Origin of the sequence: Paenibacillus sp. DCT19 (genome assembly GCF_003268635.1) — a bacterium.
Lineage (GTDB): Bacteria > Bacillota > Bacilli > Paenibacillales > Paenibacillaceae > Paenibacillus.
In genome coordinates, this window is the sequence record NZ_CP029639.1 from 2,638,928 (window position 1) to 2,663,112 (window position 24,185).

General features: G+C 39.9%; 37 protein-coding genes. All 37 read left to right on the plus strand.

Annotation, left to right across the window (positions count from 1 at the left end; genetic code table 11):
• The first annotated feature begins 41 nt into the window (after window positions 1–41).
• The 37 genes from DMB88_RS11960 (at window position 42) to DMB88_RS12140 (ending at window position 24,135) form a co-directional block, all read left to right on the plus strand.
• The gene (locus DMB88_RS11960; protein ID WP_128101531.1) at window positions 42–737 is read left to right on the plus strand and encodes a class I SAM-dependent methyltransferase; all 696 of its coding nucleotides are present in this window, start codon (window positions 42–44) and stop codon (window positions 735–737) included.
• 97 nt (window positions 738–834) lie between these two features.
• A complete protein-coding gene (locus DMB88_RS11965) occupies window positions 835–1,377 on the plus strand; it encodes a hypothetical protein (RefSeq protein ID WP_128101532.1) in 543 nt (180 codons plus the stop codon).
• A 54-nt stretch (window positions 1,378–1,431) separates the two neighbouring features.
• A complete protein-coding gene (locus tag DMB88_RS11970; protein ID WP_254438537.1) occupies window positions 1,432–1,893 on the plus strand; it encodes a GNAT family N-acetyltransferase in 462 nt (153 codons plus the stop codon).
• A 111-nt stretch (window positions 1,894–2,004) separates the two neighbouring features.
• Window positions 2,005–2,976 (plus strand): phosphotransferase enzyme family protein, encoded by a 972-nt coding sequence (locus DMB88_RS11975; RefSeq protein WP_128101533.1) that lies wholly within the window; start codon window positions 2,005–2,007, stop codon window positions 2,974–2,976.
• A 155-nt stretch (window positions 2,977–3,131) separates the two neighbouring features.
• Window positions 3,132–3,671 (plus strand): GNAT family N-acetyltransferase, encoded by a 540-nt coding sequence (locus tag DMB88_RS11980; RefSeq protein ID WP_128101534.1) that lies wholly within the window; start codon window positions 3,132–3,134, stop codon window positions 3,669–3,671.
• Window positions 3,672–3,892: 221 nt separating this feature from the next.
• Window positions 3,893–4,684 (plus strand): aminoglycoside phosphotransferase family protein, encoded by a 792-nt coding sequence (locus DMB88_RS11985; protein WP_128101535.1) that lies wholly within the window; start codon window positions 3,893–3,895, stop codon window positions 4,682–4,684.
• Between the two features lie 142 nt (window positions 4,685–4,826).
• Entirely contained in the window at window positions 4,827–5,012 is a 186-nt protein-coding gene (locus DMB88_RS11990) for a hypothetical protein (protein ID WP_128101536.1), read from the plus strand.
• A 58-nt stretch (window positions 5,013–5,070) separates the two neighbouring features.
• On the plus strand, window positions 5,071–5,631 hold the full coding sequence (locus tag DMB88_RS11995; protein WP_128101537.1) for a GNAT family N-acetyltransferase: 561 nt from the start codon (window positions 5,071–5,073) through the stop codon (window positions 5,629–5,631).
• A 68-nt stretch (window positions 5,632–5,699) separates the two neighbouring features.
• A complete protein-coding gene (locus tag DMB88_RS12000) occupies window positions 5,700–6,641 on the plus strand; it encodes a GNAT family N-acetyltransferase (protein WP_128101538.1) in 942 nt (313 codons plus the stop codon).
• 64 nt (window positions 6,642–6,705) lie between these two features.
• The gene (locus DMB88_RS12005; protein WP_128101539.1) at window positions 6,706–7,359 is read left to right on the plus strand and encodes a P-loop NTPase family protein; all 654 of its coding nucleotides are present in this window, start codon (window positions 6,706–6,708) and stop codon (window positions 7,357–7,359) included.
• Window positions 7,360–7,394: 35 nt separating this feature from the next.
• Window positions 7,395–8,216: a DUF2785 domain-containing protein gene (locus tag DMB88_RS12010; protein ID WP_128101540.1), complete on the plus strand. Its 822-nt coding sequence runs from the start codon at window positions 7,395–7,397 to the stop codon at window positions 8,214–8,216.
• Window positions 8,217–8,238: 22 nt separating this feature from the next.
• Window positions 8,239–8,760, plus strand: a complete 522-nt coding sequence (locus tag DMB88_RS12015; protein WP_128101541.1) for a DinB family protein — start codon at window positions 8,239–8,241, stop codon at window positions 8,758–8,760.
• Between the two features lie 20 nt (window positions 8,761–8,780).
• On the plus strand, window positions 8,781–9,020 hold the full coding sequence (locus DMB88_RS12020; RefSeq protein ID WP_128101542.1) for a DUF3977 family protein: 240 nt from the start codon (window positions 8,781–8,783) through the stop codon (window positions 9,018–9,020).
• 29 nt (window positions 9,021–9,049) lie between these two features.
• Window positions 9,050–9,427 carry a hypothetical protein gene (locus tag DMB88_RS12025; RefSeq protein WP_128101543.1) on the plus strand — a complete coding sequence of 126 codons (378 nt, stop codon included), beginning with the start codon at window positions 9,050–9,052 and terminating at the stop codon, window positions 9,425–9,427.
• 39 nt (window positions 9,428–9,466) lie between these two features.
• Complete coding sequence (locus DMB88_RS12030) at window positions 9,467–10,012, plus strand: hypothetical protein (protein WP_128101544.1); 546 nt, start codon at window positions 9,467–9,469, stop codon at window positions 10,010–10,012.
• A 61-nt stretch (window positions 10,013–10,073) separates the two neighbouring features.
• Window positions 10,074–10,499 (plus strand): GNAT family N-acetyltransferase, encoded by a 426-nt coding sequence (locus DMB88_RS12035; protein ID WP_128101545.1) that lies wholly within the window; start codon window positions 10,074–10,076, stop codon window positions 10,497–10,499.
• A 52-nt stretch (window positions 10,500–10,551) separates the two neighbouring features.
• Window positions 10,552–11,229, plus strand: a complete 678-nt coding sequence (locus DMB88_RS12040) for a hypothetical protein (protein ID WP_128101546.1) — start codon at window positions 10,552–10,554, stop codon at window positions 11,227–11,229.
• Between the two features lie 200 nt (window positions 11,230–11,429).
• The gene (locus DMB88_RS12045; protein WP_128101547.1) at window positions 11,430–12,002 is read left to right on the plus strand and encodes a hypothetical protein; all 573 of its coding nucleotides are present in this window, start codon (window positions 11,430–11,432) and stop codon (window positions 12,000–12,002) included.
• 88 nt (window positions 12,003–12,090) lie between these two features.
• The gene (locus DMB88_RS12050; protein ID WP_128101548.1) at window positions 12,091–12,831 is read left to right on the plus strand and encodes an ATP-grasp domain-containing protein; all 741 of its coding nucleotides are present in this window, start codon (window positions 12,091–12,093) and stop codon (window positions 12,829–12,831) included.
• Between the two features lie 19 nt (window positions 12,832–12,850).
• The gene (locus DMB88_RS12055) at window positions 12,851–13,390 is read left to right on the plus strand and encodes a hypothetical protein (RefSeq protein ID WP_128101549.1); all 540 of its coding nucleotides are present in this window, start codon (window positions 12,851–12,853) and stop codon (window positions 13,388–13,390) included.
• A gap of 48 nt (window positions 13,391–13,438) precedes the next feature.
• Window positions 13,439–14,416: a phosphotransferase gene (locus DMB88_RS12060; protein ID WP_128101550.1), complete on the plus strand. Its 978-nt coding sequence runs from the start codon at window positions 13,439–13,441 to the stop codon at window positions 14,414–14,416.
• Between the two features lie 29 nt (window positions 14,417–14,445).
• Complete coding sequence (locus DMB88_RS12065) at window positions 14,446–15,249, plus strand: GNAT family N-acetyltransferase (protein ID WP_128101551.1); 804 nt, start codon at window positions 14,446–14,448, stop codon at window positions 15,247–15,249.
• Window positions 15,250–15,335: 86 nt separating this feature from the next.
• Window positions 15,336–15,599 (plus strand): hypothetical protein, encoded by a 264-nt coding sequence (locus tag DMB88_RS12070; RefSeq protein ID WP_128101552.1) that lies wholly within the window; start codon window positions 15,336–15,338, stop codon window positions 15,597–15,599.
• 66 nt (window positions 15,600–15,665) lie between these two features.
• Window positions 15,666–16,154 (plus strand): hypothetical protein, encoded by a 489-nt coding sequence (locus DMB88_RS12075; RefSeq protein WP_128101553.1) that lies wholly within the window; start codon window positions 15,666–15,668, stop codon window positions 16,152–16,154.
• 23 nt (window positions 16,155–16,177) lie between these two features.
• Window positions 16,178–16,699: a GNAT family N-acetyltransferase gene (locus DMB88_RS12080; RefSeq protein WP_128101554.1), complete on the plus strand. Its 522-nt coding sequence runs from the start codon at window positions 16,178–16,180 to the stop codon at window positions 16,697–16,699.
• Window position 16,700: 1 nt separating this feature from the next.
• Window positions 16,701–17,843 (plus strand): hypothetical protein, encoded by a 1,143-nt coding sequence (locus DMB88_RS12085; RefSeq protein ID WP_128101555.1) that lies wholly within the window; start codon window positions 16,701–16,703, stop codon window positions 17,841–17,843.
• Window positions 17,844–17,927: 84 nt separating this feature from the next.
• Window positions 17,928–18,566, plus strand: coding sequence for a hypothetical protein (locus tag DMB88_RS12090; RefSeq protein ID WP_128101556.1), 639 nt, complete (start codon window positions 17,928–17,930; stop codon window positions 18,564–18,566).
• Window positions 18,567–18,660: 94 nt separating this feature from the next.
• Complete coding sequence (locus tag DMB88_RS12095) at window positions 18,661–19,185, plus strand: P-loop NTPase family protein (RefSeq protein ID WP_128101557.1); 525 nt, start codon at window positions 18,661–18,663, stop codon at window positions 19,183–19,185.
• Between the two features lie 10 nt (window positions 19,186–19,195).
• Entirely contained in the window at window positions 19,196–19,534 is a 339-nt protein-coding gene (locus DMB88_RS12100; protein ID WP_128101558.1) for a hypothetical protein, read from the plus strand.
• A gap of 12 nt (window positions 19,535–19,546) precedes the next feature.
• Window positions 19,547–20,107 (plus strand): GNAT family N-acetyltransferase, encoded by a 561-nt coding sequence (locus DMB88_RS12105; protein ID WP_128101559.1) that lies wholly within the window; start codon window positions 19,547–19,549, stop codon window positions 20,105–20,107.
• Window positions 20,104–20,607: a DUF6886 family protein gene (locus tag DMB88_RS12110; RefSeq protein WP_128101560.1), complete on the plus strand. Its 504-nt coding sequence runs from the start codon at window positions 20,104–20,106 to the stop codon at window positions 20,605–20,607. Before DMB88_RS12105 ends, DMB88_RS12110 begins: the two co-directional genes overlap by 4 nt.
• Before the next feature lie 2 nt (window positions 20,608–20,609).
• Window positions 20,610–21,125: a GNAT family N-acetyltransferase gene (locus tag DMB88_RS12115; RefSeq protein WP_164848680.1), complete on the plus strand. Its 516-nt coding sequence runs from the start codon at window positions 20,610–20,612 to the stop codon at window positions 21,123–21,125.
• A gap of 38 nt (window positions 21,126–21,163) precedes the next feature.
• A complete protein-coding gene (locus DMB88_RS12120; RefSeq protein ID WP_128101561.1) occupies window positions 21,164–21,637 on the plus strand; it encodes a GNAT family N-acetyltransferase in 474 nt (157 codons plus the stop codon).
• On the plus strand, window positions 21,627–22,079 hold the full coding sequence (locus tag DMB88_RS12125; protein WP_164848681.1) for an NUDIX hydrolase: 453 nt from the start codon (window positions 21,627–21,629) through the stop codon (window positions 22,077–22,079). Before DMB88_RS12120 ends, DMB88_RS12125 begins: the two co-directional genes overlap by 11 nt.
• 107 nt (window positions 22,080–22,186) lie before the next feature.
• The gene (locus DMB88_RS12130; RefSeq protein WP_128101563.1) at window positions 22,187–22,735 is read left to right on the plus strand and encodes a glutathione peroxidase; all 549 of its coding nucleotides are present in this window, start codon (window positions 22,187–22,189) and stop codon (window positions 22,733–22,735) included.
• Window positions 22,736–22,880: 145 nt separating this feature from the next.
• Window positions 22,881–23,732 (plus strand): AraC family transcriptional regulator, encoded by an 852-nt coding sequence (locus DMB88_RS12135; RefSeq protein WP_128101564.1) that lies wholly within the window; start codon window positions 22,881–22,883, stop codon window positions 23,730–23,732.
• Window positions 23,733–23,895: 163 nt separating this feature from the next.
• Entirely contained in the window at window positions 23,896–24,135 is a 240-nt protein-coding gene (locus DMB88_RS12140; RefSeq protein ID WP_128101565.1) for a hypothetical protein, read from the plus strand.
• Window positions 24,136–24,185: the final 50 nt, after the last annotated feature.

Below are 24,185 nucleotides of genomic sequence, written 5' to 3' on the forward strand. Positions count from 1 at the left end.
TCATGAAATTCATCATATCCTTGAAAGTGAGTTGAGTAGCTATGGCTTCCTCGGACATTGGACTTAATCTAGAACGCATCATTTTCATTGGAAGAACTTTTGAAGAATATAAGGATATATTTAATCTCTCTAACGAGGATATGCTGAATAACAAAATCTTAGATTGTCCCGCTGGCGCTTGTTCCTTTACCTCTATAGCGAATCGGTTAGGAGGAGATGTGACAGCTGCTGATATTGCATACTCTCATCCGGTTCAGCAGCTTAAGAAAAAAGGGCTATTAGATGTAGAACATGGCATTGAGAATATTGGAAAGGTTAAACAAAATTATGTTTGGAATTATTTCAATTCATTTGATGAACTGCGATCAAGTCGAATGAGAGCTTTGACAGATTGCACCGATGATATGCTTGCAAATTCTAAACGTTATGTTGCCGCAACTTTGCCACAGCTACCCTTTCAGGATAATCAGTTTGATATCACATTGTCGGCGCATTTCTTGTTTATGTATTCAGATCGACTAGACCTGAGTTTTCACAAAGCGACCATAAGTGAACTTATGAGAGTAACAAGCAAAGAAATTCGAGTTTTTCCTATTGTGGATTTAACAAGTGGGAGATCAGTACATTTGGATTCTATCATCAACTTGATCGAAGAAGCCGGGTGGAATTATGAAATCCAGAACACAGGTTATGAGTTTCAGCGAAATGTGAATCAACTGTTAAGGATATACAATTAAGATAACTGTATTTAAATAGGGAACTGTGGGAAAGATCCAAATGTTTGGAGTGTATAACATGTTACTGTCCTATCAGGTGGAACGAGCAAAAGTACGGATGAAATCGAAAGAAATGACCGTCGTTGTGTTACAGCAAAAAGACATTCATATTGAAATAAGAGAAGAGCTGGGCCGAGTATTGTTAATGGATGCCGCTGACTGCCAAGAGATGTTTCTCCTATCGAGTCTTTTTAGGCATAGTATGCAAACTCACGATGTTATATTTATAGAACGTGACAAGGATTCGAACATGGATTTATTTATTTTCAATGGAGCTATCCATCCACTCACAATGAAGGATTTAAGAAAAATCAAGGCTTCTACCCGATTCACCAAAACAGAATTATACCGTCTAACCTTAGAAAATAGTCATGATGATTCAATGTGGGACACTTGGGAGCATTGGAAGTACGAAGAACAATTGAGGGTTAAGGCAGATCAAGATATCGGGGTCATCAATGCATCTCAACTGGGATTAGAACTTCTGTTTCATCAATGCGCCTATCTTGCGAGTTCATTTACTGGACATTCTCATATGGATTGGAACTCCACGCAATCCTCCATTGAATTAATCATTCGAAATATAGCTCGGAATGATTAATAATGATGCTAGATTGGACTGAACACTATAGTTTCATCAAAAGGAGGTCATCTATTGTCTTATTCAATACATGAAATGACCGTAGGATTTGCTGAAGAGATACTGCATTGGAAATATGAACAACCGTATGATTTCTATGATAATGAACTTTCATTAGAGGCATTGGATGAATTACTAAATAGCTCCTATTACGTTCTTTTAGATATTCATGATGAACTGATTGGGTTTATGTGTATGGGGAGTTCAGCTCAGGTTCCGAATGAAACTTATGTTTATGGTGAAAATTACATCGATCTTGGAATAGGCATGAATCCAGAATTAACAGGAAAAGGGCAGGGAGCTTCATTTTTCTCAAGTGTATTGAATTTCATCGTGGATAGATTTGACCATAGTTCTTACCGCTTAACAGTCGCAGCATTTAACCAAACAGCAATTCACCTTTACCAGAAATTCGGATTCATTACTGTGGATCGATTTAGTAAAGGAGATTATGAGTTCATTGTCATGATCAAGTGAATAAAGACATTTAGTGCGTTAGTGCGGAATGAATAACTTTACGCAAGTTGAGTTGTTGTGAGAGAAGCAAGCACATGCCATAGTGGAAAATCGAAAAGGAGCTTGATTGAGATGACCAATGAACAGCTAATGCTTCTGCTTAATGCTTACGATGTGGATCGGCCAGAACTGACGTTTCTAAGACATAACGAAAATAGGACTTACCGGGTTCAGGACAGCGCTGGCAAACAGTACCTACTTCGTATTCATGATCCCTTTGTGCAGGAGATGAAGGGATTACAGCACACTGAAGCAGGTGTTTTGGCAGAACTGGATATGTTGGAGCAATGGGGTCAATGGTACCACGATGAAGTGCAAACGCCAGTGCGGAACAAAAGCGGCCAACTTGTCACGAATCTTGAAGGAGATGGATGCAGACTGAATGCATCGCTTCTTACTTGGATGGAAGGTCGTGATCTGACTAAAGAAGATACACTAGATGCAGAAGTTATCAAGAAGCTGGGCACGCATATGTCAGAGCTGCATGCCTTTTTTAATCAGTACAATCCAGTCGGTATGGAAGCACGACCGAGCCAGGGGAAAGCCTACAACGAGCGAATGGCACAGGTAATCTATTCAGGTGTTTCTCAAAGTCTTTTTACATCTGCGGATGCGGTAATTATTGATAATACGTTACGATTGATAAACTCTCGTTTGTCGGATGAAGGTGGGAATGAAGGGCCAGATCTTATTCATGGCGATGTAGGCTTGGGGAATGCGATTTGGACAGCGAATGGCGACTTACGGTTTATCGACTTCGGGTTCTATGGAAAGGGATACGCACAAACAGATGTGGCAATGGGGGCTTTGATGCTACCTTCAGATCGCCGTGATGCTTTTCTTGAGGCGTATTATGGTGAAAGGGGCTGCTCAGAGACGGAGTTGTTGCAGTTGGAAGGTTTTATGCTCGCGGCGATCATCGGATTCTATGTTTTTCAGTTTGGGAACGAGAAAATGCATGATTGGATGCGTAAGCGAATGCCGATATTGTGTGCCGACCGCTGCCAACCATTTTTGCGAGGAGAACGAATTTTATATCAATAATGGATGTGAGGATATTATTATAGCAGAAGAGTGAACAACATTTTAATGATAAATTTTACATAAGCATGATCCAGATTTCATTAAACTCTACACCACCTTGGATATACTTAGTTTGCTTGAATATAGCGAATGAAAAGGACTAGGTGGTAGAAAAAATGTTGAAAAAACGTGACTTACACGAATGCCATTCACTTTATAGCTTGATGACAGATCCTATGGTGTTTCCTTACGTTCGTTATGCATGTCAGACCTATGAAGAATACTTGTTTGTAACGAAACAGTTGATTGCTGAAGAAGAACAAAATACATCTATTTCGAGAACCATTCTGAATGAAACGGGATCTCCTATTGGTACGATTGATCTATATCATATTGTGAATAAAACGGGTTTCTTGGCCACATGGATTGGTAGTCCGTATTTTGGAAAAGGATATAACCAAAGAGCGAAAGAATCTTTTTTGGTTGAACTGTTTCTTGAACATCATATTGAGACGGTATTCATTAAGATTCGTGAGCAAAATATTCGTTCGAGAAAGGCAATAGAGAAACTTCCTTACGTGAAGCTGGCGAATGAAATATATTCGGATATCTATCATACGATTAATCGAACAGAGCAGATCTATGATCTATACCGTGTCGAACGGGCAGATTTTATAGAAAATAGTAAGGAGATCCAGCATGAGATTGCTACGTAACAACCAAGTCTAATAAACGTTTACTAAGTGAATAGAGCGTATCCTATCGTATCAAGGAGCGTCGTCAGTGTTGACGGCGTTATTTGCTTTTTAACAAATAGGATGGTAATTCTATTAACATATGTGCTACAGGAAAAATTAGGTTTATAATAACATAAATATAAAAACCGATATGAAACTGGAATGTATGAGTACCATATGACAGGCGAGGAGGGATGATTATGACGGATCATGAAGAGGTGCTTACGGGTGGAAACGTAAACGAAGTAATCAAAATCGGTGATACCATTCGTCGTAACTCGCAAAATGCATACGTGAATGAATTACTGATACATCTTGAAAAGGTTGGTTTATCTACTGTCCCTAGATATTTGGGTGTAGATGAACAGGGAAGAGAGATCTTTTCTTATCTTGAGGGAGTAGTTCCCGGTAACCAGTATCCTGAGATCGAAAGGTATATGTGGACAGATGAAGTTTTAATACAACAAGCGAAGCTTCTGAGGAGCTATCATGATGCAACGGTCGGATATATGACGTCACTGAAATCTCAGAATGATTATCCTGATCCAAGCCAACATGACGTGGTCTGCCATAACGACGCTGCACCCTACAATATGGTGTTTCAAGACAAGCTTCTCGTGGGAATCATTGATTTTGATATGGCGGGCAAAGGGCCACGGATATGGGATATCGTTTATACACTCTACACGTCTGTGCCGCTTTCGGGGTTCTCGCCAGGTGAAGCTGATTGCAACGTGGTTCCCTATGATCTAGAAGAGCATGCGCTTATGCGTAAAAACAGAATTAAGTTATTTTTTGATACTTATGGTATAGATATACCAACAGATCTTAAACAGTGGGTTATAAGGCGTATCCACACAATGTGTAATACACTGACTTCTCGCGCAGCATCCGGAGATCCGGCTTTTGTTAAGCTCGTAGAAGAAGGTCATCTAGCTCATTATGAGGGAGAATTACGATTTCTTGAAAAGCATTTTGATGACTGGAGTTAAATTAACAATTTCATCAACCGTACAGGACAATTAATAGCAGACTAACTCCTCTACAATGTTGTTTGTATTAGGAATAGCATGAATGATGAATAAATAAACAAGTGAAAGATAACTCCGGTAAAATAAGTAAGGAGTGAGAACAATGTACAATAAAAAATCTACAATGACATGGATCTGGATTATTGTATTAGCTGTAGAGTTGTTGTTGATGTCTGGATTGACTCAGCGAGTTCATTCGATGGAAGAGTTTATATTTCATATTACTTTAATTGTGGTGACTTTAGTGGTAGGTAGCGTACTTGTGTTGTCAACAGGAAAGAAGTCATGAAGGTCTTTTAAACAACTATAATGATGCAACTGCTATTTAAAATGAAGGAGCTGATCGTATGAATCCAATCTTAATGGAGTTCCCTGACCAATTTACTACCGAGAGACTATTGATTAGATGCCCTTTACCTGGGGATGGGAAGGTTGTTTATGAATCTATCGTTTCGTCTATCCAGGAATTGAGAGAATGGCTTCCTTTTGCCCATAAGGAGCAACGAGAAGAAGTGGTGGAGGCGAATTTGAGAGAAGCTCGGTTAAACTATTTGAAACGGGAAGATCTGAGATTGCTTATTTTTCATAAAGAGACTAATGAGTTTATCGGATCATCCGGGTTGCATCATCCAAATTGGGACGTCCCCAAATTCGAAATAGGTTACTGGATCGATAGTCGTCACAGTAGAAAAGGTTACATGACTGAGGCGGTAGAAGGGATTACAGCATTTGCATTCAATGAATTAAAGGCGAGAAGAGTAATCATACGCTGTGACACATTGAATGACAAAAGTAGAGCGATTCCAGAAAGATTAGGATTCACTTTGGAAGGTATATTGCGTAATGAAGACACAAGTGTGGATGGAAGTACACTTAGAGATACATGCATATTTGCCAAAGTGAAGTGAAGTGATTGGGAGTGGAACAGGATTTAGATTACTCATTCATTTGTTTGGATGCCTAGGAGGAATGACATATGAAAAATACTGGATGGTCTGTGGATATTCATGATTACGCTTTATCAAGTGAATACGCTATTCAATTAGCTGACCCTGAAGAATGGGGCAAGTATTGCTCCGTTTATTACAACATGCGATATATCGGTTTCTTTAGAGAAGAGGGCTTCAACGCTTCACTAAGAAATGCGTACTGGATCTATAAAGGAGAGTCAAAAGTAGGTGGAGTAAGAATAGCACCTAATGTGATGTATCATTTATTTTATATTCCCCCGTTCCAGGATTCATTTGAAGTATTGAAGCTTCTTAAACAACTCTTAATGAGTTGGTCTGATCGGACTAAACCAATTAAAACGTATGAGATTCTTTCTGATCAGGTTGATTTATACGCTAGAGCTGGATTTTGGCCAGATGAGTTCAGATGTCGATGGATGCAACGTCCCACAGAACAGTACAACATCGTATGGGATCATAATTATAGCATCGAAAGTCCACAGATTATTGGCAATCAGCAGGGGGCTAAGAAATTTAGTAAAGAAGACGAAATTGCAGATTGTGATTTTAATAGCTTTGAAGGGAGCCTAGAGGCAGTAAGGAGAAAGAAGTTCTTGCTTGAAGATTTTGTGCCACATGAAGATCCTAATTATACAAACGAGATATTAAATCAAGCATCTACCCTTGTGTACGATCAAGAAACAGGTCAGCTTATTGCGAATTGTCGGCTCTGTTTGCAAGATAATCAAGCGGCTGTTTACAGTGTAGGTGTCATTCCAGCGTACCGAGGAAAAGGGATTGCTACACGTATGTTGCAACGAGCCTTAACGGTCATTAAAGATCATTATCCAGTCCTAAGGCTTTATGTCATGGAGGGTAATGATGCGGAGTCTTTGTACTACAATCTGGGCTTTGTTCAAGGAGAGTTGGAGGTACAGACGATGTACATTCCTGCGAATGAATTTTAGGTACATAATGCTGTTGTCTACGAAAGGGTAACCAATAGAAACGTTGAACATGAGGAGGAAAGAAATGAACAGTAGATTGATTCTCATTGATGGGATGCCTGGTTCGGGTAAATCCACAACAGGACTTGCTATACAAGAACAATTGAATGAGCTCAATATCGCCAATGTATTCTACCATGAATTAGATGATCACCACCCACTTCGCATTTACGACCGGCAATTCACTTCATTTTCTATTGTAGAAGAGGCAGAATGGTTTATTGCAAAAGTAGAGCAGCTATTTACTGACTTTGTGAATAATCCAATTCATCGGCATCAGATTACAATTGTGGAGAGCAGCACTTTTCAAAATACAATTGGCTTCGCGTATAACATGCAGATGAGCGAAGATCGAATAATGGATCTGACCTACAGTATTCAAAATATACTTAGCGCTCTTAACCCTGAACTTATCTATGTATATCAAGACAATGTAGAGCAACATTGGAGATGGATATGTGATCTTCGTGGACCTGAGTTTACGCAAGGTCGCTGTGGACTCTATACCGATGATGATTTTGTTGAAGCAGGGAAGTTTTGGACGAAAAATCAAGATTTCATTTTTCCAATTGTTCAGAATTGGGATATTCCAAAACTGATCCTTCGAAATAAAGAGTATAAGTGGAATGAATATAAGCTCCAAATATTTGATTTTCTAAAGTTAACAGATTCTAAGTAACAGTCGACAATACATTTTCAGTAGGAGAATAGCCAATGAATTTAAAAGAAAAGTTATTCCTGATCAAAGAAAATGATTACCAAGCACCTGCAGGCGTATTCTCATTAGTACAGGAAATGATCAGCCATATCGGTTCGGTGGATGCCGAATTACGTGATGATCTCATCTATACAACGTTATCCCATTGGATTCCTGGCAACATTCTAGCTGTAAACGAACTAGAGCACATTCTGTCCATTGTTATGGATGATAACCATTTGCTCTATAGGCTTGGTGAATCTAACACAGATTCTGTGTTCACACGATCGTTCTCCATGCTCGTTATACCACTTCTGTTGGCAAGACATAATGAATCACCGTTTCTCTCAAGTGAGCAGATCCATCAGATTAAGATGAATGTATTCTACAACGTACAACAAGAGCGAGATTATCGCGGTTACGATGAAGACAAAGGCTGGGCTCACGCCATAGCTCATGCTGCAGATGCTTTGGATGATTTGGCTCAGTGCCCCGAATTGGACAAAAAGGATCTGTCCACGATGCTTGATCTAATTTATGAAAAAATGACCATAACAGATCGGGTTTACTCCGATGGTGAAGACGAACGCATGATCAGACCCATCATTCAAATTTTAAATCGAAAAATGATTAGTCGGACAGAGCTAGAAGAGTGGATTCAACGTTTTGGTACAGTGGAAAAAAGTCCAGAGTTTCTTCCTGCCTTCAGGCAGAAAAATAATATAAAGAACTTTCTGAAAAGTTTGTATTTCCGCATTAAATTTTATGAGACCGATGGCGATCTTTGCCCGATCATTGAGCGTACGTTATATCAAGTCGAGCCCGTATATTACTCCTAAAATAAAGGACGGAGGTGGCAGAATGTTACATGATCTAAAAGCTGAAGGCAATATGTCGCCTATGGTAGGGGTGTTATATTCCGCAGTGAAGGAGAATAGCGAGCGACTACAACGAATCACCGAGGGTATGTCACAAGAAGAGATCGATTATAAGGGGTACAACAGCGAGTTTAATAGCACTGCACAGCTACTTCGGCATCTTCTCTATGTGGATCTGAATTGGGTGTATCGAATAAAGGGAGAACCACTGCCGCAGACATTTATAGAAGAATATGGCCCTATGATTGACGAACATAATAAACTTCCTATGGTGAACGGAATTCCGTGGCAGCGACTGATCTCACAATATGAAGGTGTTCTACAAATGTTAAAAGATTCATGTGACCAATTAACAGATGATGATCTTGATCGAATAATCCTATTCGGGCATGAAAACGAAAAACAAGCTACGATTCGTTGGGGACTGTGGCACATGGCTGACCATAGCCGTTATCATCAAGCTCATATTAACCAGCTTAGAAAGTGGTATAACCAGCAGAACTGAACAAGTAAAGGAGAAGCAGGTTGAAGAAATACATTGAAATTGGTTTCGGGAATACTTGGTTTATTCGAACTGAGTTGGAGCAGGAAGATGGAACCGAAACGGAAATTAAGGGAATCTATTCGCCTTTCCAACTAAAATCAATATATATTCGAGTGTGGCTTGGTAAGCGTGTTTGGATCATGGATACGAGAGAGGGACTGAAGTTAGCGAAGAAAAATAAGAAGAAATTCAAGCTCATTCTTGGCTTTTACGGCATATAGATTACGAATTCGAAAGGGGAAAAAGATAAATGAATTCCAGTAGGTATTCACTGCGTATATGCATTGCACTTTTTCTCGCCATCATCGTTATTTCTGGTTGCCGAGCAATCGATGAAGGAACTGGTTCTAGTTCAAGCTGGGCTTATTCATTTGTTGTATGGAACAATAACACGTATAGCATTACCAATGAACCACTAACAAAAGAAGAGATCGATCATGATATCGGACATGTGAGACAGTACTCTGACAAAGAGGGGTCAGATGGAGAGGGCTTCTCCAACAAATATCCAGTAGGCACGAAATTATATAAGGTCAAGGGTGTAGAGACAACCGAATATATAGCTGTGGAAATACAAGAAGACCAATTCATCAAAGCTACCAATGAAGAGTTATCCGGAGAGAAGTAGTAATTGAAAGGAGAAATGAACTAATAAGGGGAGTGGAAAATGAGAAAAACATTCGTTGGATTACTCAGTGTAATTATTGCGTCTAATGTCATATGGGGCTGGCTGTACTTCAATAAGGAAGATGAGCAAACCAACCATGGTCCAAGTAATACGGCAAATACAGCTGTACGCGTGTATGAACTGAATGGCACAGGAAATATGTGGGACGTTTCAAACTACAAAATTATTGTCACACCGAATCAGATTCAACGCGGCCATGCAAGCATAACGTTTAAAGGTGATCCAAGAAGTATCGCAGATAGTAACTATTATAAATTAGATATTCAAGAGAAAGATCCTGACGGTAATTATGGTAAGGTTATTTCGCATGTAGCCACCTCTCACGATGGTCCTATTACAATACTCAACAATGATAATCTTAAGAATATAGGCTATGTAACTAGTGATTATTCGTATGATGAGACGAAGAAGGATCGACAACATTATGCGAGTACATCGCTTAGGGTCACTTGGAATGATAATGAGGGGAAGCTCCACTCTGAGGATATTCATCTCACGATAGAAAATGAGATCACTATAGACTAAACAGTGGCAAAGTAAGAATGTCGAACAGCCAATTAAACTGGGGAGAAAAGGGGTAACAACGATGACGTTACATATAACAAATGTGAATAATGATGATATGAAAAATTTTGTAAGAGACAATGTCTTCTATTATAATATGGAGCACTTTCCAGATGAGATCAAAGGCAGATATCAAGAGATACAACTATATCTACAAGATGATGAAAATCAAGTTCGTGGAGGAATTTTGGGTGAAACGTGCTGGAACTGGCTTGAGATTCATTATTTATTTGTTGAACTTAGCCTAAGAGGGCAAGGGTATGGTAGGAAACTGATTCAAGAAGTAGAGAAGATCGCTTTGGAGAAAAAATGTGATTTCATCAAAGTAGATACACTAAGCTTTCAGGCCTTGGATTTTTATAAAAAAGAAGGCTTTGAGGTGTATGGCAAGATCGAAAATGCAGGAGGATACACACACTATTATATGAAAAAAGAACTGAATTCCTAAAAAAAGGTGACAAGTGCAGTTGTTAAAGCGTTCTAGTATAGAGGTGGAAAATATGAGAAAAGGTAAGCTCTTCATCATCGTTGTACTTCTATTCATATTATCAGGCACATTGAACGTGTTCCAGTATGACAGAGCTAAAGAACATGAGAATTATGAAACGGCTGTCGAAATTGCCTTGAGTTATTTTAACTCACAATATAGGGTGGGAGCGCTTCACGAAAAGTTAGCCTACGCAATATCTAACAACAGGTTATACATTGGTGATCGGGGCGGATCTAGCAATATCGTGTCCAGGGATTTGCAACACTTAAGTGTGATGCACCGTGAAATAACACTATTGTACGGGCCAATCAGTTCTTACGCGAATTATACTGATGTTAGTAGTCTAAGGGAGAATAGTATATTTAGTATGTATGTCGATTTTTCATTGTTTTTTGAGTGTTTAGGTATGCAGCAAGAATGGATTGTATCGGACACTGGTGGGCGGTATATCGACCTAGAAGGACTGAGTAATGAATTATATCGTGGAGTACGGATTATTGAAGAAATTACGGGGCAACTCGAATCAATCCGAAGTCGTAGCTATGAGAACCAAACGGGCAGTGATCAAGAGGCATTAGCAGATTATTTAATTCAAAGCGCAGCATACTTCAACTCCCAAGAAGTTCAGGAGCATTATCAATCCATCCTAAAGATGAATAAACAATTGATCGCGATAACGAGTAGTTAATTGACCCGAGTATAACATCAGTAATCTGATAGCTAGAGGATTAAGTGCGGATGAAGCCAAGCGACAATATGAGGCTGAACTCGCCTTCTCCTCCGTTTTCAATCCAGATTCTTGGTTGATGTATGCACCGAATATGAAAAATTCGTTTGGTACGGTGATGAGTTTAGAATGAAGAAAAGAATTGAATGAAGGAGTTAGTTATGAACCTTCCATCTAATAGCAATCAAGAAAAACGCAGTGATTCCCAATTGAATCTGTTACATCGAGCACAAGAAATGGTACCTTCTAAACCGCCAGAGCCTTGGCATAATGAAGTGCTAATTCCTGCGGCAGGTTGTATAGCTTGTGGCTGGAACTCAGATGAGAACCTTGTGCTGATTAGTAGTTCAGGCTACAGCTTGAATGATTCTAATACAGGTCTATCCATCCATAGGGATCGAGATGCCAACAACACCTATGACAATATGAGTCCAGATCAGTTAACATTCCGAATCCCATATAATGACGAATCCATTCCTATTTTTGGATTTGACTCCGGTGATGGGAACCGGGTCACTTATGATGGTTGGAGTGTGGAAGTGATCTATCCGTGGTGGCCTCTAGCATCAGTCATTATAGAGAATGTATTTCGACCTAACTATAACTATCTAGAGGGTGCAACGATGATAGATTTGAATCGGCTGGATGGGTCGATTAGATGTGGTTTTTCCCCTTCTGGAAAAAAGCTAGTTATTCTGGGATCTGGAGGAGCGCTGATCTATACAAGAGAATAATGGATTAATCAGGTCATATCAGCAGATTGGAGCAGGTGATGTTTACAATCGAAGTTGACTAATCGACAACATGAAGGACGTGACAAGAGTGAGAGCATATATACAGGTGAATCAGGATGGCATGTTTTACAATGTGAATGCATTTATTGCTTATGAAGGCTTTGCTTCATTGGGGTGGGAGATTGTTAAGTTCTATGATATCCAAGAGGTTGCTGAGAAGAATCCAGAACATATTGTTGTAGGTGGAATTGGTAATGTTAGAAAACGTCTTGAGTTATTGGGAATCCATAGAAAGCAAGGGGAAATAGATTATCCACCGTCTTTATCCCAGTATTATGGTCGAAAAATATGGAGCACAACCATCCAAGACATTTTTGCCAATCCTCAGAATTGGAATGTATTTATTAAGCCCAAAGATACAACGAAAAAGTTTGCTGGAAAAGTAGTGAGAGAATACAAAGATTTTATAGGACTTGTTGAAGAAAACGAAGATACGACCATCTGGTGTTCGGAGATTGTGGATTTCAAAACAGAATGGCGTTGTTTTATCCGATATGGGCAAATTCTCGATATTAGGCAGTACAAGGGTGCATGGGATTCCACAATAGATGTAAGTGTGGTGCAACGTGCGGTTATAGATTTTGTGGATGCGCCTGCTGCCTATGGGATGGATTTTGGTATAGATCCAGATGGAAACATGAAACTGGTCGAGATAAACGATGGGCATTCTCTAGGGTCATATGGGATCAGCTCGTTAAACTATGCAAAGTTTCTCTCGGCTCGATGGTCAGAGTTGACAGGCACTACGGACGAATTGAGACATATGTAGATTGGTAGGTGGTATGGAAGTGCAACCTGATAAACTCATTCCGATAATACAGAGGTTGGAAGAGCACGATATCATGTATTCGCTTGGTGGCAGTGGGTTATTGTACTATTTGAACCTGGTTGAATCCATTAATGATTGGGACATCACGGTAAATTGCCCTAAACAGGAATTAATGAAAGTGCTTCATGGTTATGAATGTTTAGAGTTAGAAAGTGGGGATTATCCCTTTGCGAGTCAATATAGGATGAGTATTGAGACATATCATGTAGACTTTATTGGTGGATTTGCCTTATATGCCGAGAAAGGAATACTTCATTTACCGTTAGAGCGTATGGGAGAATGGGACGGAATTCAAATGGCAAGTCCTGAGGTGTGGTATGTAGCTTATTATTTAATGGGGCGACAAACCAAAGCTGATTTACTGTTACATTATCTTCAAAATAATGCTTGCAAAATAAACTATAGTTTAATTGAAGATCTTCTAAATAGTACTTCACTAGGTCATGAATTGAGACAATCTCTTATTTCGCTTGTTATAGAAGCTAAATCATATAAATAACTGATTGAATCGTTTGAAATTTTGCTTTGATAAGTAAGGGGAGTGTTCATGGAACTAAAGTCATCGGATGATATCTTAAATGAGATCGTAGTACAGATTAAAGAGATTTATGGCTGGACTACGTATCGTGCAGAACCTAATCTTTTTGGATACGCCAATCTGAAATGGAAATTACATACGGATGCAGGAATACGCTTTGTGAAGCAATATAATGCAGTACGATATTCGGATCAATTGTTGCATTCAGTTGAAACGGCGTTAGGTTTACAAGATAAATTACATCAAATAGGCATTCCATGTCCTAAGATTTTCTCTGACCAAGGTCGTTATATTCAACGAACCCCATCTTGTGAACGATTCATGGTCACAAATTATTGTGATGGCTGTATGGCAAACCCAGGAGAGCTAAATGTAGATCAAATGTATCATTTAGGTCAGATCATAGGTAGGCTTCATCAATGGCTCCGTTTGAACGCTCCGCCCAGATATCCTTTGCATTGGCAACCAGAGTCTAAGGCATCCACGTTAGCGACTTGGGAGAAGAACTGGAATGATGCCAATACTGCAGGAGCGCATAAGTACATTTCAGCATTGGAGACACAGCGGAAAATTATAGATGGATTTAACCTCAATACGTTTCAATCGTGTGAAGAGGGTTGGGTTCATTGGGATCTATTTGTAGATAATATTTTGTTTCATTCCAATCAGGTTTCTGCGATTTTGGATTTTGATCGAATGCACTATATTTATCCCGAATTTGATATTTCGAGAGCTATTCTATCAGGTGCTATATTAGAGAATAACATCAATGTAGAATCAACAAAGGCATTTGTAGTGGGGTATCGTGAGAGCAGTCCGTTAACTGTTGCAAAACTCATTCGTTCTATCCAGTTGACATGGTGGAAGGAAGCATCCTGGTTAAGTATTAAGTCGGAGGAACATCGAACCTTGCGCAGATTTGCCCATGAGTTAATGTGGGTGAGTGACAACTGGTTCTGGCTAGAAGAGATATTGAATGAGATATAGTAGAGCATCACTAAGAAAGTAGGTAGAGTATGTACGAGCTACGTAAAGAACAATTTGATATCGTTTTGCCCTGGCTGGATGATATTCGAAGCAAAGCAGTGTATGCGCTGTCGGTTATTGAACTGATCCAAAAGGGCAGGGTATTTGTGAATCACCTGGATCATCCGAATGCTTGTTTTATAACGAGTTCAGGTGGCTTCTACTGTCTGGCTGGTAGAGAAGATGATGAACTTTTCAACCAAGCAGTTATTCGTTATATGAACGATCCGGCAAATCACAATGGATTTTTTGCATTAGGTGTGTTTAGCGATGCTTGGGAAATTGAATTAAGCAAATATACAATACATCATTCGATTCGAATTTCACGATCTTACTTCAAGTTTAATCGGGCTAAATTTCTTCATACATATCCAGATATAGATATGCCACGTAATGAAGATTATGACTACATTCCTCTGAATGAACAGATTTCAGAAGAATATAGGGAGCACTTCTATCCATATTACAAGCTAGTCTGGAATTCGAATGCACAATTCTGTGATGTTGGCATAGGGCATTTTCTTAAACATAAACAGGACCTAGTCAGTGTTTGCACGTCTCCATACATTGGAGGGGGATTTGCCGAGATTGATATCATTACAATAGAAAGCTTCAAGAGAAGAGGTCTTGCAACTTGGATGGGTACTCAGTTTATTAAAGAATGTCTGCACAAACAATTGACACCTAATTGGTGTTGTCATTCAGATAATGTGGAATCTAATCATCTAGCTGCTAAACTATGTTTTGACAAAATTGATGAAAGACCGATGTATTGGTATCATAACGAGTCATGAAAGAGAAAATAGTTATAGACTCCATAGGCGAACTGGTAAACCACATCATCCATGTTGGACTGACTAATACCCAGAAAGACGAGCTAATGAGCATAGAGGATTTGATCGGAGTACACTTCACATTAGGAATGTATATTCGCAATCATTATGAGTTGTTCGATTTAAATAAAGTACCTCATTTGATCCAAGAGTACAAAATTCTCAATCAGATTCCTTTGAATTATGATGGTGTAGCTGAGGAGGAGCGAGAATTTCATGAATTTATAGATAATATGAATGTCAGTGAGGATGCGATCTCTAACTTCATCGTAAACTTACTTTGGCAAGAGTTAAAAGACGGGGCTAAATGAAATGAGTGATTTTTCCGGATCTAATCATTAAAATAATCGTTTCATATCGGAAAGGGAGGAGAATCCATGAACGTAAACAAGAGGATGTTTATTCTTGTTCTATTGTTGCTATTCATTGGATGCAATACCCCAAATACTATTGAAAACGATCTCATGGTGGAACGATATGTCCTTGATCAAGGCTTTACGATTATTCGAAATGAAGGTATTGTACACGAATATACGCTGGAGAAGAAACAACTCGTAGAGATGCCTTATGTTCAATATTGGAGCGTTCAGGATGTAGATCCCTTAATGTATGTTAGTGAGAAAATTAGCACAAGTAAGTTCGCGGTGTCGGGTCATCCGCTAGATGAGAATAGTGATTATGATAATCCACAAACAACTGTTTATGTTATGAGTTCAGCCACGGAGATCATTGGTGGGTACAGCTATCCTGCGCACAGTGAGATGAACGATGGATGGGTGTATACGATAGATGGCCAAACGCTTGAGCAGCACACGGGAACATCTTATAGAGCCTGGATAGAACAATGGCAGGATAAATATAAATAATGTTATTAGAGAGAAGGTAAGTGATGAAAGACCTCGCGCAGATCATCAAAGTTTCAGAGGATGAGAAGTCCATATTAAGGCAACTTATTGAATTATATGAATACGATCTCAGTGAACTTAATGGAGCTGATGTGAATGCACAAGGCTTCTATGGGTATAGCTATCTGGATCATTATTGGACGGAAGAGAAGCGACAAGCGTACTTTGTGAAAATAAGCGGACAATATGCAGGCTTTGTACTGGTCAATGATTTTTGCTATCTAGTTCAGGAAAATGCTAGATCCATTGCTGAATTTTTTATTATGCGCAAGTACCGTCGAAATGGATTAGGACAACAGGTTGCTAGATTGGTTTTTGATAAGCATAAGGGCAATTGGGAAGTTCTTCAGCATGGAAATAATGACGCTGCACAGCACTTCTGGAAACGAGTCATTCATGAATATACGAATGGTGACTATCGTGTTGAGGACGTGAGAACAGAGTATTGGGAAGGTAAAGGTATGGTGTTTAACACATCTGCAGGACAAGTGAAAGGCGACGTATAATATGGGACTCGACTATCGTTATGTGCTGGTCATTCAAGCAAGTCAGCAAGCACAGTTGCTGAAGTATGTCAGTGAACATGGAGTTATTAATGGGACAGATTGCTTTTCCATAAATTTTAATGTAGATTCTTCTGTTCTGAAATATGTAGAAGGCGGGTTCAGTTGGAAGCCTAAGGATGATCAAGATGAGGTTGAGCGTTACTTCAATGCAGATCACCAAGCCAAGATAGGTTGTATCTATTATTCTGCCGAGAAGATGGATATGAACGCCAATGAGCTCATCGTTAGTTTCACCGCAGCAACATCGGATATGAGTCTATTGTTCGAAGATTCGAGGGTGGTACAAAAATGGTTTATCGCCTTGAGTCACCATCTCGATGCTCGAATTGCATACTTAGATATGGAATCTGAGGGACATAGAATCCTCTATCTGAATGGCAGTGAAACATGGTTGGAATTTAAGGGTGAAGGTTTTTTTTACATGAAAAAGGAGAACTATCTCAGCATTATGGATGGGTTTAGTATGCATCTCCCGGGTATGCTCCGCTCTTATGTAGAGAACAATTACAAGTTAGATAAAAAGTATTCAGTTGTCATGAGCAAAGATCATGTTGACCAATTGTATCAATATATTGAGCAGTATGGGCATTGGGGTAAGGAACAGAATCAACTTGGGTTGCAGGTCGATGTAGACTCTACCATTCTTAAATATCTGGAAGACGGTCATGGGGAACAGGAATATGGAATATCTCAAGGTGTCATCCCACGTTTCCGTAAAGAACTCGTCTATAAATACATCGATGCCAATCACCAAGTGCAGTTAAGCCCAATTGAATATTCTCAAGAAATCATAGCAGAGGATGATGAGAATATCGTTGTACATTTTACACCAAAGAAATGGCAAGTGGATCAATTGTTTGCACAATCCCTGTCCATTCGCCGATGGTTTGTAAATCTTAGTCTCGCAGTTTCAGCCAAGATGACTTTCCAAAGTCTATGGCTAGATGGATATGCTCATCGAATCATTGTTTATGAAGGTGAAGAGACGGATGTTGCATTTACAGGACATTACGATCTAGAGGTTGAAACCTTCAGTGGGATCTACAACGCACTGGCTAATGTAATCAAGCATTTCCATGACTAACAGTGGCGACAACCAGATAAGATCTTTAGCTGAGCAGAAGGCGGTGACGTACTCATTTACAGTCTGTTTAATCAGATTAGATCGGTGAAACCAGCCACAACTAGGCAAAAAGTGGTTTCTATCCTGTATACAATCCTGTTGGGCGTTATTATGGGTTTAGCAGCCAAGCTTGTTGATGCGCCAGGAATCAATCCGATATTTGACGATATCGGTGGACGCCTTGGCATATGGGTATTCGTAGCAACGCTGTTATCCGTGTTTAGCTATTCTCCTCGCGTGGCAGCATCTAAAGTCTTTGCATTCTTTGGCTCTATGCTTACGGTGTATTATGTTTATACCATCTGGATTCTACACTTCTTTCCAGCAAGAGAAATGCTATTCTGGGGAATATGCATGGTGATATCTCCATTTTGTGCCTATCTGATGTGGTATGCGCGTGGCCATAGTTTGTTTTCAACCATCATCGCTTCTCTTCCGATCACAGTGATATTGTCTGAGGGATATCTATTGCGTTACGCTTATCTCCCTATTCACACACATTACTACTTAATTCCCTTTCTAATGGGAGTCTATCTGATCATGGTCGCTGTATTACTACTACTCGTTCCAGAGGACAGAAAGAAAGGGGTCTTAATCCTAATTTTGGCTATAATCCTATCCTGTATGCTTATCTATCTCAGTGTGTTAGGTCGTATATTTGGTGGAATGAACGGAGTTTTATAAAGAGTGATGGTTTTGTAGACCCGATAATATTTTTTGGCGTATGAGAAGAGAAGTGAATGGACTGGATTGACTTGAAAGTTGGGTGATCGCGTGTATGCGTAAAATCTTCATCATAGGCATTGTGGCAAGTGGCAAAACAACGCTGGCGAAACGTTTATCGAATCAACTCGGTATTCCCTGGTATGAATTAGACAGCATTGTTCATCATCATACTTCAGACGGAAGAAACAAGCGGTCACTCGAGGAACAAGTTGAGGTTATTAACGATATCGATCATAGCGGAGATTGGATTTTTGAAGGAGTACATAGGGATTCATATAGCTGTTTATTGGATATGGCGGACACAATTATATTTCTCGATCCTCCCCTATGGAAGCGGAAAGTTCGAATTTTCACTCGGTACATCAAACAAAACCTGGGTCTGGAGCATTGCGATTATAAACCGGATATAGGCATGCTAAAAATGATGTATACATGGACAAGTGACTTTGAACATAATAGACCAGCGTTTGAAGCGAAGTTGAATCTCTACAGTCATAAAGTTACGAGGGTGACGAATAGTGAGGCATTAGATGATAAGCTGTTTCGAAGTGAAAAAGGAGTCGTAGAAGACAGTTAAGGGGTTATGTATGGATGATCTAAAAGTTAAGGCATATAAGAGCATTTTATTTCAAGCATTGCTGGACATCAGGCAGCTTTCTGGAGCAATTGTATGGGACGAACAACCACAACCAGAAGAGGGAGTACAGCAATCAATAACAACAAATGTAGTTCAACATGCTCAGGAAATTTTCCATATCAGCAATGCTTATCACAACTTAGCCGATGCATTGATTGATGATTTAGTCCATTTTAATGAAGAGAATTTTTGGAATCAGGTTGATCATTTAAGCAACACCTTTGCCAGCTTCAAGCATTATAAGTTGTTGTATAAACAATATAATGATGAAGCAAAAATGATAGATTAGGAGGTTCCGGTGATGCGTAACTTACCCACGATAACTCTTGAGCGGCTCCAATTACGTCCGTTCCAACTGCATGATGCAGATTCTGTTCAACAGCTAGCAGGAGATCCTTACATCGCGGAAATGACACTCTATATCCCTCATCCGTATAAGGATGGTATGGCTGAGGAATGGATTTGCACACATCAGGATCAATTCATTGAAGGAAAATCAGTTACGCTAGCCATTGTGCACACAGAGGAATCATATCTAATCGGTGCGATGACTATAGCACTTCATACTAAGTTTAATCACGGTGAACTGGCGTACTGGATTGGTGTACCATTTATGAATAATGGCTATTGTACAGAGGCAGCCAGAGGTATGATGGCGTATGCGTTTGACGAATTAAAGTTAAATCGTGTGTACGCTCGTCATCTAGGTAAGAATCCAGCTTCAGGCAAAGTGATGGAGAAATTGGGTATGAAGTTTGAAGGATGCTTAAGGCAACATGTCATAAAGGGAGATACGTATGAGGATCTCGCATATTATGGTCTGCTTCAAGACGAGTATCTGGCCGAAAGGAGATCTGTATGAAGCTTTATCATTTTAGTGAAGAATCGGAAATTACAATATTTGAACCAAGAACGATTTATAATCAGACGGATGCCAAAGTGTGGACGATTGATGCGTATCATGCTGCACATTATTTTTTCCCAAGAGAGTGCCCCAGAGTGTGTGTATGGTCTAAGGAAGATGCGGAACAGCTCAATTTAGCTCAAGAATTTGGAGTAACTTCTACCAAACGTATGATAGCGATTGAGTCGGATTGGTATGACCGGGTGCGCGAAGGACACATCTATAGATATACATTTGAGTCTGAGCATTTTGAGCTAGAAAACGAAGATGCAGGTTATTATACTTCGAAATGTACTGTTCGACCAATCGCCGTGGAACGCATGAATGATTTAATCGGTGCAATTTTAAAAGAGGACATTGAGTTCAGGGTCATGCCTTCACTGATGCTATTGAAACAAAAAGTGCTGGAGTCGAATGTACAATTTTCGATGATTCGAATGAGAAATGCAAAGGAGTGATTATGATCGTCACTTTTCCAATGATTGAAACGGATCGATTAGTTCTTAGAGAGCTGACAATATCGGACGCTCAAGCGGTGTTCCAACATTTCTCGGATGCAAGGGTTACTCAATTCATGGATATCGAGCCTTGTGTGAGCCTTACTGAAGCAGAAGAGATCATCCAATTTCATATCGCAGATTCAGGTTGTAGATATGGTCTGTTTCTTAAGCTTAATCATGAGCTTGTAGGCACATGTGGGTTCCATTGTTGGGATCAGGGGCAGCCTTCCAAAGCGGAAATTGGCTTCGATTTGACTGCATCCTATTGGGGTCAAGGTCTAATGCATGAAGCGCTGACCGAGGTCGTCAAAATGGGGTTTGACCACATGAAAGTTGATTATATTGAGGCAACGGTGGAGCAAGCAAATGCTCAATCCATTAGACTCCTGCAAAAGATGCATTTTCATAAACATGATGAGCTTGTTGACAATCTACTCTATTATACGTTGACCAAGAAAGAAGCAGCAGGTACTTAGAAGCTCACGATTCTAATAAAAAAGGAACGGTGAATGTTATGGACTCGCCCAAAATCACATTACAACGTATTACGAGAGAAAATGAATTAGCTTGTATAGCCCTCAGACCGCGAGAAGATCAATTATCACTCGTTGCTAGTAACGCTGATTCCCTTGTGCATGCGGTGAAAGAGGTTACTTCAATACCTCATGGAATCTATGCAGATGATCTTATGGTTGGGTTTGTCCTATTTGACAACGAAGTGTATTCAGACGGATATTACTGGATCTTGCGGTTGATGATTGACGAGAAATATCAGGGTCGGGGTTATGGGAGAAGTGCGATCAAGCAAATTATTAATCAATTGAAAGATAGAACGGATTGTAGACAAATCAGAGTATCGCATGTGCCTCACAATACGGTAGCTAATCGGTTATATAAGCGGTGTGGATTTCATGAAACAGGTGAGTTTGAAGATAATGGAGACATCATATTGAGCTATTCACTTGGGGTGAATGAACATGGTCATTAGAACTGTTTCGCTCTGTCTAATTCGTAAAGGGGATAACATTTTAGTGCAGGAAATCGTTGATCCAGTTGTTAAGCAAACCTTCTATAGACCCATTGGCGGAACCGTAGAGTATGGTGAGAACAGCAAAGATACAATTATCCGAGAAGTAAAGGAAGAAATAGATGCGGAGATCGAAGAGCCAAAGTTGCTATATGTTATCGAAAATATTTTTTCATACTTAGATAATGTGGGTCATGAAATTGATTTTATATATGAAGCTGAACTGGTCGATCGAAGCTTGTATGATACCAACGAAATTCAAGGCATAGAAGGAGCCACTCCGTTCAGAGCGGTATGGAAATCGATCCCTGAACTCTCATCTCTTACATCGCATGCACAAGCAAAACTTGTCCCCGATGGATTGTTAGATTTACTGTTATCAGGCAACTTAGACCATGGCTGATGGTGTGCCCATACGATATTTTCCCAACACAAGTGAATAGGTTTCATATATAATGAAAACTGTATTCCAACATACATATACTATCAATCGCGAGGTGCACCATAAACATGCCAACCATCTATGATTTTACTGTGACCAAAACGAGTGGCGAACGTTTCCCGCTCTATCAATATGAGGGTAAGCCTGTGCTGATCGTAAATACGGCAAGCAAATGTAAGTATACCCATCAGTTTGATGATATGCAGAAGCTCTTTGACCAGTACAAAGATCAGGGCTTACAGATTATCGGTTTTCCTTGCAATCAGTTTGCAGAACAAGAGCCGGGAAGTAGTGCAGAGGCAGAATCCTTCTGTCAGATTAATTATGGTGTGAAGTTCCCAATGTTCTCGAAATTGGACGTGAATGGTGAAGCAGCTCATCCATTGTATGACTTTCTGAAAAGATCGGGTCCATTCGCAGGTTTTGATGAGACAGATGTACAAGCGAAGTTACTGAAGCTTATGGTCGCGGATAAGGCGCCAGAATGGTTACATGGCGATGCAATCAAATGGAATTTCACTAAATTCCTAATTGATGGCGAGGGACGTGTAATTAAACGTTTTGAACCGATTGATTCCATTGCTGATATTCAGGCAAGCATTGAGCAACTTCTGTAATTGGACAAGGAGCAGATTGCGTTATCATAAGTTATAATACATGATGTTCCTATAGAGGCCATGACACGTAACGTAACCAGATATGTGTTCATGGCTTCTGTTGCTTCATGGGACAAAAACCTCTCTCCAACAGGAGGTATTATTAATGCCACGAATGATGCATTTTACCAACCCGCTTGAATATAGCTATCGCTCTACCAGTTTATTTAACGTGGGGAAGTCGGATGGATTTCATGCTCATGCTCAGTATGAGATTTATTATTTTCATGATGGGGAGTGTACGTATATCATTGGAGACCGTGTCTATGTGCTAGCACCGGGAGACTTAGTGCTGATGCATGGCATGACGCTTCACAGACCCCATCCCATTGTAGGCAAACGTTATGAGCGAACGACACTTCACTTTGATCCTTCAGCAGTTCGCAGCCATTTACATCCGGATCGAATGGATGAAGTGCTCCAGCCTTTTGAAGAATTAGGGAATTGCCGAATTAATCTAAAAGGAGAAGTGCGAGCAGAGTTTGAACAATTGTTATTGCAGCTTCATCAGCTTTCATTGCACACAGGCTCCTTTGTACAGGAACGGTTGAACGTTCGATTGTGTGAACTTTTATATGTTATTGCTGGTATCTGTCAGGGCAACCTAGAAGAGCATCGCCCTTCTTCGGATAAAGAACGACATGTTCAACACATCATTCGATATGTAGACATGCATTATATGCATGATATTAGTCTGGATGATCTGGCGAATGAGCTTCATCTATCGAAGCCTTATATGGCGGGTTTGTTCAAAGAAACGACAGGCAGTACGATCTTTAAATATCTATACGACCGGCGAATCAATCAGGCCAAGGTGTTATTTCAGTTTCAACCTGGTATTAGTGTAACCGAAGCTGCACGTCTGTCAGGATTCAAGCGTTTGTCTCATTTTAGTCGCATTTTCAAACAAAGTGTCGGTTGCGGTCCAGATCTGTACCGGACTCGTTTACACCAGTGACATAGTTAAGGTCGGTCAGCGTATGCTGGTCGGCCTTTTTGTTGTATATGATGATCGAAATTGAGCAGCAAATACGCCATTCCTTTTGTTTAGAAGACAAGCAGAAAAGGTAAAGAAAGGGTAAAGAGAAGATCAGCATCTTAATTCGAAGGAGGCGTTAAGAATGGAAAATAACAAATTAGGCGATACTACATCATCGAAACAGAAATATAATCACGATCACCCCGAGCAGTACCCCACGGAGAAGGAAAGTTTGTTCGATAAATATGAAGAGGAACAGACGGTAGATCCGATTCCGATGGAGGATTTGAATATGGAGAAACAAGAAGAGAAACGCAAAGACGAGACAAAGAGTAATTCGTCCACAGAAGAGAAGTACCGCGCTGATTATCGGAAATCGTAAATATTCGATGAATGTCTGAGCTCTGAAAGTATGCACTTCATTGTAAAAAG